We start from the raw sequence: 13,151 nt of genomic DNA on the forward strand, positions 1-13,151 counted from the left end.
AAACTAACAAAATTGTCATTTGCTTAGAAATGATTTATAGCGATACATGAGCTATAATATATAATAGAAATATCATCTTGTGAACAATAACTGTGTTTCAAGGAAATGACAAAATAATTATAAATATAAGAAAAAAGGGCTTTGCTACGTTATAATTTAAGAACAATGCTTTCTATAAAATATTTTTAAAATAATAATTGAAATGGATATATCTTTAGCAAAAGATATGAGGAGGAAAAGCGAGTATGAAGCAAGAATGGTTAGATAAAATAGATGAGAGTTTAGTGAAAGATTTTTATGAAATACAAACAGAAACAGAAAAAGAAGAAGGGTTCAAAGGAAGTTTAGCTTTTGGAACTGCGGGTATTAGAAGCACTTTTGGCTTAGGACCAGGAAGATTAAATGCATTTACAATTCGCAAAGTGGCTTTAGGTTTAGCTCAATTTTTAAGAAGTAAAATTGATTCACCAACTGTAGTAATACACTTTGATACGAGATTTTTATCTAAAGCATTTTCACAAGAAATGGCTAGTGTGCTAGCTAATAATAATGTTATACCTATTTTGTCAGAAGATTATAAATCTACTCCAGAGTTATCATTTGCCGTTAGACATTTGAATGCAGATGCAGGTGTGATGATAACAGCTAGTCATAATCCTAAAAATTATAATGGTATAAAAATTTATGATGAAAAAGGCGGCCAATTATTACCTGATGAATCCGAACAACTTAGTAATTATATTAATACGATAGAATCTCCATTATCGATTAAAAAGGGCGATTTTGAAGTATTAAAAGAAAATAATAGAATTAAATATATTACTAGTGAAGTAACTGAAAAATATAAAAGTGAAGTTAAAGATTTAGTAGGTTCGATTGATGAAAAAGGTGCAAAAGTAGTATTAACCAGTTTACATGGTACAAGTTTACCGTTAGTTTCAAATATATTAACAGAATTGGATTACCAAAATTTTGTGATAGAAGAAGAGCAATCTACACCGGATGGTAATTTCCCAACTGTAGAAATTGCTAATCCTGAAGATGAAACTGCTTTTAATTACGGCCTAGCACTTGCAGAAAAAACAGATGCACAACTGATCATAGCTACAGACCCTGATGCAGATAGATTTGGTTTTATTGAGCGTTATGGAAAAAATGAATATAGATATTTTAATGGTAATGAAATTGGGTTACTGTTTATGAAATTGAGATTCCAAGAATTAGTTGAAGCAGGCGCACCACTTTACATTATTAAATCTATCGTCACAAGTGAGTTAGCAGAAAGATTAGCATTAGCGTTAAATGTACAAGTTAATAATGTGCTGACTGGATTTAAATATATTTCTGATTTAATTGAGCAAAAAGGTGCAGACAATGAGACGCAATTATTACTCGCATTTGAGGAAAGCCACGGCTATTTAGCGAAATCAATTTCTAGAGATAAAGATGCAATTCAAATGGTACCTTTATTAGTTAAATATAAAAATCTATTATCTAAAAATGGTTTAACATTTAAAGACACTATGGAAGATATTTATCAAAATATTGGTGCATTTAAAGATAGAACACTCGCACCGTCATTTGAAGGAGCCGAAGGTGTAGAAAAGATTTCGAATATAATGAGTCAATTTAGAAATAACGATATATTCTCAATTTGTGGTATGGATGTAAAACAAATAGAAGACTATCATACAGGTGAAAATAGAAATGTTATAGAGGGTACAACTGAAGCATTAACGTTACCGAAAACGGATTTAATTAGATTTATTTTTGATAATGGATTTATCGCGCTTAGACCATCTGGAACAGAGCCAAAAATTAAACTCTATTTCTCTCTGAATGTAGAAGATATAGATGCAATTACAGATCAATTTGAAAAAGACTATATTCAAAATATAGATTAATTTATGTAGAGGCGACAAGATGACATCAAAAAAACTAAAACAACTTATGATTTTTTTAATCTTTATTTTAACAATAATCACTTTTACAATTGGATACAGATATTATCAAGATAATAAACAAGACACGAAATACCAAAGTATTCATACGAATAATTTAAAAACAGTAATGGATAAAAACAACCCACAAATAAACGCGATTCATCAATATTTAGAAAAAGTTAATTTTAACGGCACTGTAGCTGTTTTTGAACGTGGTCAACTTAAATTAAATAAAGGCTATGGTTTCAAAAATTTTGAAACAGATGAAAAGAATAGGGCAGACACATTATATTTAATCGGATCTTCTCAAAAATTCACCACAGGATTAATGCTTAAGCAATTAGAAAATGAGCAAAAAATTAATATGAATGATGTGGTTAATCAATATTTGCCATGGTTCAAAACATCTAAACCTATTACATTAAATCAGCTTATGCTTCATCAAAGCGGTTTATATAAATATAAAGCTTCAACCTCTTATAAAAATTTAGATAGTGCAGTACAGTCAATACAGTAGAGAGGGATTGAGCCTAAATTTTATAATAAAAATAGATATAATGATGCTAATTACTTAGTTTTATCTCGTGTGATAGAAGAAGTAACTGGTGAATCTTTTTCAAAGAATTTCGAAAACAGATTATCAAAGCCATACGGATTGGAGCATACGGCATTTTTTAATGATGAAACTTTCAAAAAAGATATGGCGGAAGGCTATAAAAAAGATGAAAATACAGGTGAACCGGTTAAGCAGAAGCCTAATGTTTTAAACCAATATTACGGCGCTGGTAATTTATATATGACCCCTCATGATATGGGGAAATTGATATTAACTCTACAAAACAACGAACTGTTCAAAGATAATATAACAACGCCTTTACTACATGAAAGTTTAACGCCACGTTATCCAAAAGCGTATCGTTATGGTTTTTATTCACTTCCTAATAAAAATCGAATTAATGGTGGTTTTTTTGGACAAGTATTTACGGCATATTTTAATGACGACTATATTGTGGTGCTTGGGACAAATTATGAAGATAATGATGTGAATAATGAGGAAAAGATAAAACACATTTTTAATAAATTACTAAAACAAGACAAGCCTTATAATATAGTAGGGCAACGTTATTAATTACTTGATTATTGTAGTAACCTAAAGTGAAGTAATTTAAAACACTCCTAACTGCAAAGTGTAAAGGTATAACCTTTAACTTGATGACAGTATTAGGAGTGTTTTTTCTTAAGTATAAATAATAGTCATATTATGCTACAAATCATATTCAACTTATTTACAGTATTTTAGTGCATTGACGAACATGTCCTCAAACGTATCTGGATGAATGGACATGACCACTGAACAATTAGGGAAGCGAGATTTGAAATCAGTTACTGTTGCACCTTTTGTAAAGGTACCACTCGTTTCTATTTGTACATCAGCTTCCTGTACATTGAATTTTTCAGGATGAAGCAAATAAAGCACAGTATATGCATCGTATACATTAATCCCTTTTTCAAAATCATCGCCTTTGTAATGCTTGAAGATTTGATGCAACATATCACCAGTTTCATTTAGTGTTTGGAGATTATTTACAAATGAATGGCTTAAAGTTGAACTTCTTGCTACATCAAGTCCTACCATAGTTAAAGGCAAACCAGAATTAAAAACAATTTGTGCGGCTTCAGGGTCACAATAAATATTGAATTCCGCTAAAGGGGTGACATTACCACGTCCTGCGCTTCCTCCCATTAACACAATTTCTTTAACATAATCTTTTACTTCTGGATAAGTAGAAAGTAATAAGGCAATATTCGTTAATGGACCTATAGGTATAAGTGTTATAGGAATTTCACTATTTAATAAAGCTTTTCGCATTGCTTCGACAGCATGTGTTGAAGCTAAATCTTTTTCATTTGCTTCAGGAAATGGATAACCATCCATACCTGACTCACCATGAACTTTGCTTGCATTTACAATATCGGAAAGTAATGGTTGAGAGGAACCTCTATGAACGGGTACATCACTTGCAAAAAATTGCTTAAGTTTCAATGTATTCGCTGTTGTTTTTTCAATTCCAACATTACCATTAATTGTCGTAATCATTCGTAAATCAAAGTTAGGGTGATTCAGCGCAATGCTTATAGCGACGGCATCATCAATACCAGGATCGGTATCTATAATGATTGGTTGTTTCATAATTGTTAAGTCCTCCTAAATCATTTTGTTATTGTATGGATCCATTTTACATTGTTTTCTTTTAAAAGTGTTGTATATAAATTAATGTGTATTTATATTGAGCATAAAAGTAGGGAAGAAACATAAAATTTAACGGGAACTAACTTCTATCATTTAATTAATAATAAAAAAAGACTTCTCTAAAAGAGAAGTCTTTTCTTGGATTATAAGTGAGCTGAGTGTCCACCTTGCATTACCCAATAAGTACCAATAACAGTAATTAAAGTAATGATAATCGCAAATATAACTTTAAATGCTTGTAAGTTTCCGTCTCTACCTTCAGTTAAGTGCATGAACATTAATAATTGAACTGCGGCTTGTATAAAAGCAAAACCAAAAATGATGGTAATCTTAACGTTAAGTTCCATAGATGTGTATAAAGTTACAAACACTGCTAATATTGTCAGAACGATTGAGGCAATAAAACCTACTGTGTGTTTTACTATTGTATTCATCCGCTAAACACCATCCCTATCATATATACGGCAGTGAAGATGAAGATCCATACAACATCTAAAAAGTGCCAATATAAACTTACTATAAATAATTTAGGAGCATTGTCTTTATTTAATCCTCGCATGGCTACTTGAATTAATAAGCAGATAATCCAGACGATACCTAACGATACGTGGGCACCATGTGTTCCTAATAGTATAAAGAAACTAGACCAATAAGAACCAATAGAAAGATTAACACCCTCATGTACATAGTGCGTGAATTCATAGATTTCAAAACCTACGAACACGATACCTAATAATACAGTGATAATCATCCAAATCATCATTAATTTTTCTTTCTCTTTTCTCATGTAGTAAATTGCAATACCACATGTATAAGAACTAATTAATAAAGCAAATGTCATTATCAATATGAGCGGTAATTCAAATAACTCGGTAGTCATTTTACCAAGCATAATCGCCACCGTGTTGCAGTGTTAGTAACGCCGCAAATAACGTCCCGAATAATGAGAATTCAGCTGTAAGGAAAATCCAAAAGCCAAGCTTATTTAATTCACCTTCATGCGAACGTTGATCAATTGTGTTTGCATCATGACTCATGACTTACAGCCTCCTTTTCTTTTATACGTGCTTCACGTAAACGTTTTTCAGTCTCAGCTACTTCAGAAACTGGTATATGATAACCGTGATCTACTTGGAAACTACGATAAATCATAGTGCCAAAGATACCAATTAAGCAAAGAATAGCCGGTAGCATTGTTTCAAATACTAGGAAGAAACCACCAATAGTGAAGAATATTCCCATGAACACACCAACTGGCGTATTATTCGGCATGTGGATATCTGTGTAATTATGGTTATCTAAATAATGACGACCATGTTCTTTCATATCAACAAATGTATCATAGTCGTTCCAGTCTGGCGTGATAGCAAAGTTGTATTTAGGTGGCATTGCTCCCGCAGTTGACCATTCTAATGTACGACCTAAGCCATCCCAGTTATCACCAGTTGCTTCACGTGGTGCTTTGAAGAAACTGTATACAATACTTGCGACTAAGAACATAAAGCCTAATGCCATTAATAGGGCACCGAAAGTTGAGATTACGTTTAGTAACCACCAACCATCTTCTGGCATGTAAGTGTATAAACGACGTGGCATACCATCAAGACCTAGTATGAATTGAGGTATGAAACAAATGTTGAAACCGATCATAAAGAACCAGAAACACCATTTATTTAATTTCTCGTTCAACTTAAATCCAGTCATCTTAGGCCACCAGAATATTAAAGCTCCTAGACAGGCAAATACAACCCCCGCTACTAATGTGTAGTGGAAATGGGCTACTAAGAAGTACGTGTTGTGGTATTGGTAATCTGCTGCCGCCATAGAAAGCATAATACCAGTTACCCCACCAATTAAGAAGTTAGGTATGAATCCTAATGCAAATAGCATTGGTGATTCAAAGGTAATACGACCTTGGTAAAGCGTGAACAACCAGTTAAATATTTTAACACCGGTTGGTATACCAATAAGCATTGTTGAAATCGAGAAGAATGAGTTAATTAATGCACCATTACCCATTGTGAAGAAATGGTGAACCCAAACTAAGAAACTTAAGAATGCGATACCCGCAGTCGCCCAAACCATACTTTGGTGACCAAATAGGCGTTTACGCGCAAACGTTGGAATGATTTCAGAGTATATACCGAATGCCGGGAGGATAACGATGTATACTTCGGGGTGCCCCCATACCCAGAAGAAGTTAGCCCAAAGCATTGGCATACCGCCATTAGCAACTGTAAAGAATGCTGTACCGAATATATTATCGGTTGTAAATAGTGCTAATGCTACTGTTAGTACTGGGAAAGCCAAGATAACGATTAAAGCTGTAATGAAAGTAGTAACCGTAAACATTGGCATTTCCATAAATTTCATTGTAGGTGTTTTCATTCTAAGTATAGTTACGAAGAAGTTAATACCTGTCATCAGTGTACCGATACCAGAAATCTGTATTGCAATTAAGTAATAATTGACACCTGGCCCGGGACTGAATTCGCCTGCGAGTGGTGCATAGTTAGTCCAACCAACTGCGGGTGAGCCTCCGATTATAAATGACAAGTTGAATAAAATCATACCTGAGAAGAATAACCAGAAACTTACGCTATTTAATACAGGGAATGCAACGTCTCGAGCACCAATTTGTAAAGGTACAATGACATTCCATAAACCAAATATGAAAGGCATTGCCATAAAGATAATCATGATAACACCGTGTGTACTAAAAACTTCGTTATAGTGATTTGAGTCCAAGAACGTATTGTTAGGAATCGCTAATTGTGTACGCATCATTAATGCGTCAATACCACCACGAACGAACATTAATACAGCACAGATTAAGTACATTGCCCCGATTTTCTTATGGTCGACAGATGTGAACCATTCTCTGTATAAATATTTCCATAATTTAAAATAAGTAATTACTGCGATTAGTCCAATGATTCCAAATGGAGCACCGATTTGTGCCATTGTAATCATCCAAGAACCTTCAACAAGTAATTGATCCCATGGAAAATTCATTAATGTCCACCTCCAGATTCATGCTCTTTTTTCTCTATTTCAGATACTTTTTCGTCTTTAGCACCTTTAGAGATTTTGTCCATTTCCTCGACGTTATGTGTTTCCTCGTCTTTGAATTCACTGTTGTATGGTTCATCGTTGCCAAGAATCATGGCTTTCATACCATGTCTCTCATAGTTCGCATTTGTGATTTGCGGTTTACGTGCGGGTTGATCAGGTTCATCTAACACATCTTCAGTTAATTCTTCTTCAGTGTTAAAGTTCGGATCTTTTTGTACGTAATTGTAGCGATCATAAGCGTGGAAAATATACTCAGGATCTGCTGCAGGATCAACAAATGCTAGATGGGTACCACTGAAAGTTAATTCTTCATTTTCAGTAGTTGGTAAAAGTTGCTTATCAAATGTATCTTGATCTAACTCTTTTTTACTTTGAGCATCTTTGACCCAATCATTAAATTCACTTTGACTTACTGAGTTAACATCGAAAGTTTGACGAGAAAAACCTTCACCATTGAAGTTTGAGTTACGTCCACGGAACGTACCTTCTTCACTGGATGTTAATGTCCAGTCCATCGTCATACCTGTCATCGCGTATTTCTGACCACCAAGTTGTGGTATCCAGAAACTTGTCATCATATCCATTGATTGGAGTTTGAAAACAACTGGACGATCTTTCGGTATTGTTAAGTGATTAACAGTTTCAATTTTTTCTTCAGGATAACTAAAGAACCACTTGTAACCAGCACTTGTAGCATAAACTACAATTGGATCATCCTCTTTGTCTGGTGTTTCCTCATACATGTAAAGTGATTTCACCGTTGGAATGGCTATAGCAATTACAATGAGAATTGGAATAATGAACCAGATCGATTCAAGTAAAAAACTATGATGCATTTTTCCTGTTTCCTCTGTCTTGCCCATTCTATATTTGAATAGAAAGACTGTGAACAAGAGAATTACAGCGACAACTATAGCAAGCATGAAGATGATTGAATAGATAATCAAGAACTTCGTATCACTTGCCATTGGCCCTTTTGGGTTTAAAACTTCTACATTCTCACAACCACTAAGTAAAATTAGCGAGCCAAAGAGTAGAAGCAAAGACTTAAATTTTGACACTTTTTTGACCTCCTAATACTACAATTGTAGGGCTTAACATCAATTTTAAGATATTACGCAATTATTACAAGTGTTTGTGCGAAAAAAATTATTGTAAAATTAAAAGAAACCCAACAGAACCAATGTCTGACGGGCTTTTAAAGATTTGTTAAAATTATGTGTACATTTTGTGAAAAGTGTCATAATTAAGTCGAAAGAGTAATTTTGTCTTAAAAACTGTGATAATCGTTATCATTTACGATTTCTTGAGACTATGTATGAAATCTATGTGTTACTTAACTTCAACATAACGTATTGATTTTTTTATAGCGCCATTTGAATCTTCAACTTTATATTCAACTTTGTACTTTCCAGTTTTATTTGTATTTATATCTCCATCAACGGTAATTTTATGAGTTAAATCGCCATCTTCTTTATCAAAGGCACTTACACCATTAAGTAAATTGTAATCGTCACCTTTTTCGATGATTGTATCATTAGTACCTTTTAGTTCTGGTGTTGAATTATCAGTAGCTTCTGCACTTAAGTTAGGTGACACAAGTGTAGCAGATACGCCTATGGCTGATAATGACTGTATTAGTTTGTTCATAACGTTAACCTCCGTATGACCGTCATTTGTTTTATTCAACTATACTATACTTTAAATGAGTTTAGAATACATCGTACTATAGTCCTAATATAACTTATGACTTTGAATCTAGCTGTAATTTTCAGTTAACATTTAGTAAATTGAACGTTCTGAGAATTTTGACATAACAAACTTCAAATGATATTAAATTTTATTCAAAAGTAGCGTAGGGGGTTTAATTGAAAATGAAAAGATATCGTCGGAAAATCTCAGTTAATTTTTTATCGAAGTGATTGAAGCGATATATTATTGTAGAAAGTGGAAAATTGGAATGTCATGTAATAGACACTATCATGTAATAGACACTATTTAATAGTAGGAGATGACTTAAATCACTTACTTATACTGTCAAAAGAGATGATAATAGAGATTATGAATGTGAAGTTTCTTCAATAATATATGATGGGCTTAATGAAAATGACTTTATTCATTTATCTACACCATAATAAATGAATAGTAAGTTAGAAAGCATAGCAGACAGTGGAAGAAAAAGTTGAATATATTATTCTTAACAAAACTGCACAAGGTTATATAGCAAAATTTTAACTGAAATAGTTTTTTTAAAGAGATTTAGAAATATATAGAGGAAGCTTTTTCTTGAAATCTATTATCACAACTTTACGATAAATAGACGTCGATGAATCGAAAATACATGTTGAATTATTTATACCTAAAATAATTGTTGCTGTGTAAGTATTATTTAGTTGAAGCATTTGAATCTTGAATATTATATAAAAAAGAGAGGTTAGATATCACAAAGTGCAATCTAACCTCTCTTTATTCATATATTAATAGTAACAATACGCACTAATCATTCTCGAACGACTATTCAATGCCTCTACGCATTTTTTCCGCCATAAGTGTATTATTTAAAACCATAGTAATAGTCATTGGGCCAACGCCACCAGGAACTGGAGTAATTGCACCTGCAACTTCTTTTACTTCATCGTAAGCAATATCACCTTTTAATTTACCATTTTCGTCTGGCGTGTTACCAACATCAATCACAACTGCGCCTTCTTTGACATCTTCTTTTGTAACTAATCCTGGACGACCGACAGCACTAACGATGACATCAGCATTTTTTAAATGACTGTGCATATCCTTAGTTCTTGAATGAAGAATCGTAACAGAAGCATTTTTTTGTAATAATAATTTAGATACAGGTTGTCCTACGATATGACTACGTCCGATAACAACTGCATCTTTTCCTTCTAAATCAATGTCAGCATGATTCAATAATTCCATAATACCTAATGGTGTACATGGAACGAAAGTTTGTTGGTCTATATAAAGTTTACCAATATTTTCAGGGTGGAAGCCATCCACATCTTTTGCTGGATCTATAGATTCTATAACTTTTTGTTCGCTTACTTGTTTTGGTAAAGGTACTTGCACTAATATACCGCTCACAGTATCATCATCATTTAAACGTTTAAGTTCGTTTAGAACGTCTTCTTCAGATGTTGATTCATCTAAATGTACGATTTCAGAAATCATACCAATTTTTTCTGCTGCTTTCTTTTTAGAATTTACATAACTTTGACTTGCACCATCGTTGCCTACAAGTATTACAGATAATTTAGGTGTGTAACCCTTAGATTGCAATGCTTCAACTTGATCTTTAAGACCTTGTCTGTAATCTTTTGCAATTTGTTTTCCGTCTAAAATTTTAGCGACCATGAAAAAATCCTCCTCCAATGTGTGTACTTTACTTAACTTTAACATAAAAAACTTGATGAATAACAACCAAAAGACGTAGATTGAATCATTTTTTTGATTTAAAGTTCGATTTTTGATTGAAAAACCATCATTTAGTTGTTATGCTATATCTGTAATATACATCTAATAGTAGTAACATTTCAAATTTCTGAAAGGGTGTTCATTGTGAAAGTGGTAGTTATAATGGGGAGTTCTTCAGATTGGGAGACAATGAAAGAAAGTTGTCTTATGCTAGATCAATTAGAAATTCCTTACGATAAAAAAGTAGTTTCAGCGCATCGTACGCCACAATTAATGTTTGAATTTTCTAAAGAAGCAAGAGACAAAGGATACGACGTCATTATTGCTGGAGCAGGTGGTGCAGACACATTTACCAGGTATGGTAGCATCAATGACAACATTACCTGTGATTGGGGTGCCAATCGAGTCAAAAAGTTTAAAAGGATTAGATTCGCTATTATCTATCGTTCAAATGCCTGGAGGTATACCAGTAGCAACAACTGCAATAGGCAAAGCTGGTGCCAAGAATGCGGGCGTGTTAGCGGCTAGGATTTTAAGCATTGGCAATAAAAAAGTCGAAAAGAATTTGGAAAATTTCGAAAAATCATTAGTTGAGAAAGTGAGTGAAATGCAACATGAGCTTCAGTAAATTAAAATTCGGTTCCACTATTGGTATTATTGGCGGAGGTCAGCTGGGTAAAATGATGGCACAATCTGCACAAAAAATGGGGTTTAAAGTTATTGTACTTGATCCTGATCAAGCGTGCCCATGTCAATATGTTGCCCATGAATTTATTAATGCCGCTTATGATAATCAAGAAGCTTTAAATCAACTTGGTGAATCATCGGACGTCATTACTTACGAATTTGAAAACATTTCAGCTAATCAACTGCAAACACTAGTCTCAAAATACAATGTTCCTCAAGGCTATCAAGCAATTCAGTTGCTACAAGACCGATTGACTGAAAAACAAACATTGCAAGCAAGCACAAACTCAAATTGCACCATTCGTTCAATTATCTGAACCAAGTGATTTGAATCAAGCAATTGAAACCATTGGTTATCCATTTATCGTAAAAACACGTTTCGGTGGTTATGATGGGAAAGGCCAAGTTTTGGTTAAAGACGCAACTCATATTGATGAAGCAAAGTTGCTTGTTGATAAACAAGAATGTGTAGCCGAACAATTTCTAGACTTAAAAAAAGAAGTTTCACTTACAGTGACGATTGGCAATGATAACCAAATCATGTACTTTCCACTCCAAGAAAATGAACATCAAAATCAAATACTATTTAAAACAATTGTACCAGCCCGTACAGATAACGAAAAAGAACAGGCAGCACAAAATGAAGTTAAAAAAATTATTGACCACATCCATTTTGTAGGCACATTTACAGTGGAATTCTTTATCGATGCACAGAATCATTTATATGTTAATGAAATTGCACCGAGACCACATAATTCGGGACATTATTCTATAGAAGCATGTGATTACTCTCAATTTGACACACATATATTAGCGATTACAGGACAAAAATTACCGCAATCTATTGAATTGCTAAAACCTGCAGTAATGATGAATTTATTAGGTAGAGATTTAGATCTTTTAGAAGATCAATTTGCTGATCATCCAGACTGGCATGTGCATATATATGGTAAAAACACACGTAAAGCAGATAGAAAAATGGGTCATTTAACAGTTTTAACTGATGATGTGACTCGTTCTGAAGAAACATTGTTAAACACATTTGAAGGGAGATACAACTAATGTCTTTGTTATATGAAGGGAAAGCGAAAAGAATTTTTTCAACTGGAGAACCTGAAATACTACGCATTGAATATAAAGATGAAGTGACAGCTGGAAATGGGGCTAAAAAAGATTTCATAGAAGGTAAAGGACGATTAAACAATCAAATTACTTCTAGAATTTTTAATTTTATAAAAGCTCAAGGCGTGAATAGTCACTTTATTGAACAAACTTCTGAAACTGAACAACTTGTGAAATCGGTAGATATTATTCCTTTGGAAGTAGTAGTAAGAAATATTGCAACTGGTTCTATAACAAAGAGATTAGGTTTTGAAAAAGGCCATGAATTTGATGCTCCACTCGTAGAGTTTTTCTATAAAAATGATGATTTAAATGATCCATTGATTACTGAAGATCATATTAAGTTATTACACATAGCAACAGATGATGAAATTGCTATTTTAAAAGAAGTGGCTAAAGACATAAACGCGATACTTGTTCAATTAATGGATAAAATGGATTTAAGATTAGTAGACTTTAAAATCGAATTTGGGCGTACGACAGATGGTCAAATAATATTAGCTGACGAAATTTCACCAGACACTTGTCGCATATGGGATAAACATAGCGATACAAATTTTGATAAAGATGTATATCGTGAGGACACGGGATCAATTATTGAAACATATCAAACTTTCTTAAATAAATTGGAGGCATTATAA

8 protein-coding genes and 4 pseudogenes are annotated in these 13,151 nt (G+C 33.2%); 5 read left to right on the top strand and 7 right to left on the bottom strand.

The features are described from left to right. Window positions 1–245: 245 nt before the first annotated feature. Together ABLV95_RS02740 and ABLV95_RS02745 are read left to right on the top strand one after the other, a co-directional pair. Complete coding sequence (locus tag ABLV95_RS02740; protein ID WP_427705032.1) at window positions 246–1,904, top strand: phospho-sugar mutase; 1,659 nt, start codon at window positions 246–248, stop codon at window positions 1,902–1,904. A 19-nt stretch (window positions 1,905–1,923) separates the two neighbouring features. Next, a pseudogene (locus ABLV95_RS02745) lies at window positions 1,924–3,072 on the top strand (serine hydrolase domain-containing protein). A gap of 153 nt (window positions 3,073–3,225) precedes the next feature. Here ABLV95_RS02745 and rihC read toward each other — a convergent pair. The 7 genes and pseudogenes from rihC to folD all read right to left on the bottom strand — a co-directional run bounded on the left by rihC (window position 3,226) and on the right by folD (window position 10,641). Further along, on the bottom strand, window positions 3,226–4,134 hold the full coding sequence (gene rihC / locus ABLV95_RS02750) for a ribonucleoside hydrolase RihC (RefSeq protein WP_460876319.1): 909 nt from the start codon (window positions 4,132–4,134) through the stop codon (window positions 3,226–3,228). A gap of 203 nt (window positions 4,135–4,337) precedes the next feature. Further along, complete coding sequence (gene qoxD / locus ABLV95_RS02755; RefSeq protein ID WP_002508041.1) at window positions 4,338–4,628, bottom strand: cytochrome aa3 quinol oxidase subunit IV; 291 nt, start codon at window positions 4,626–4,628, stop codon at window positions 4,338–4,340. Next, window positions 4,625–5,231: pseudogene (gene qoxC, locus ABLV95_RS02760) on the bottom strand (cytochrome aa3 quinol oxidase subunit III). Before qoxC ends, qoxD begins: the two are co-directional and overlap by 4 nt. After that, window positions 5,221–7,209, bottom strand: a complete 1,989-nt coding sequence (gene qoxB / locus ABLV95_RS02765) for a cytochrome aa3 quinol oxidase subunit I (protein WP_460872520.1) — start codon at window positions 7,207–7,209, stop codon at window positions 5,221–5,223. The pseudogene qoxC and the gene qoxB overlap by 11 nt, the downstream one beginning before the upstream one ends. Beyond that, window positions 7,209–8,330, bottom strand: a complete 1,122-nt coding sequence (qoxA, locus tag ABLV95_RS02770) for a cytochrome aa3 quinol oxidase subunit II (protein ID WP_427705027.1) — start codon at window positions 8,328–8,330, stop codon at window positions 7,209–7,211. The genes qoxB and qoxA overlap by 1 nt, the downstream gene beginning before the upstream one ends. Before the next feature lie 271 nt (window positions 8,331–8,601). Further along, window positions 8,602–8,919 carry an immunoglobulin-like domain-containing protein gene (locus ABLV95_RS02775; RefSeq protein WP_427705024.1) on the bottom strand — a complete coding sequence of 106 codons (318 nt, stop codon included), beginning with the start codon at window positions 8,917–8,919 and terminating at the stop codon, window positions 8,602–8,604. Between the two features lie 864 nt (window positions 8,920–9,783). After that, the gene (gene folD / locus ABLV95_RS02780) at window positions 9,784–10,641 is read right to left on the bottom strand and encodes a bifunctional methylenetetrahydrofolate dehydrogenase/methenyltetrahydrofolate cyclohydrolase FolD (protein ID WP_427705021.1); all 858 of its coding nucleotides are present in this window, start codon (window positions 10,639–10,641) and stop codon (window positions 9,784–9,786) included. 204 nt (window positions 10,642–10,845) lie between these two features. Between folD and purE the strand changes: the two are divergent. The 3 genes and pseudogenes from purE (at window position 10,846) to purC (ending at window position 13,151) form a co-directional block, all read left to right on the top strand. Continuing rightward, a pseudogene (purE, locus tag ABLV95_RS02785) lies at window positions 10,846–11,329 on the top strand (5-(carboxyamino)imidazole ribonucleotide mutase). After that, window positions 11,316–12,450, top strand: a pseudogene (gene purK / locus ABLV95_RS02790) (5-(carboxyamino)imidazole ribonucleotide synthase). Before purE ends, purK begins: the two co-directional pseudogenes overlap by 14 nt. Further along, a complete protein-coding gene (gene purC / locus ABLV95_RS02795) occupies window positions 12,450–13,151 on the top strand; it encodes a phosphoribosylaminoimidazolesuccinocarboxamide synthase (protein ID WP_460876322.1) in 702 nt (233 codons plus the stop codon). Before purK ends, purC begins: the two are co-directional and overlap by 1 nt.

The sequence above is a fragment of the Staphylococcus sp. Mo2-1 genome (assembly GCF_046721385.1).
Taxonomy (GTDB): Bacteria; Bacillota; Bacilli; order Staphylococcales; family Staphylococcaceae; genus Staphylococcus; species Staphylococcus equorum_A.

Excerpts from the sequence above, each read along its gene's own strand:
- qoxB (WP_460872520.1), bottom strand. The coding sequence starts at position 7,209 with ATGAATTTTCCATGGGATCAATTACTTGTTGAAGGTTCTTGGATGATT.
- qoxD (WP_002508041.1), bottom strand. The coding sequence starts at position 4,628 with ATGAATACAATAGTAAAACACACAGTAGGTTTTATTGCCTCAATCGTT.
- ABLV95_RS02740 (WP_427705032.1), top strand. The coding sequence starts at position 246 with ATGAAGCAAGAATGGTTAGATAAAATAGATGAGAGTTTAGTGAAAGAT.
- rihC (WP_460876319.1), bottom strand. The coding sequence starts at position 4,134 with ATGAAACAACCAATCATTATAGATACCGATCCTGGTATTGATGATGCC.
- ABLV95_RS02775 (WP_427705024.1), bottom strand. The coding sequence starts at position 8,919 with ATGAACAAACTAATACAGTCATTATCAGCCATAGGCGTATCTGCTACA.
- folD (WP_427705021.1), bottom strand. The coding sequence starts at position 10,641 with ATGGTCGCTAAAATTTTAGACGGAAAACAAATTGCAAAAGATTACAGA.
- purC (WP_460876322.1), top strand. The coding sequence starts at position 12,450 with ATGTCTTTGTTATATGAAGGGAAAGCGAAAAGAATTTTTTCAACTGGA.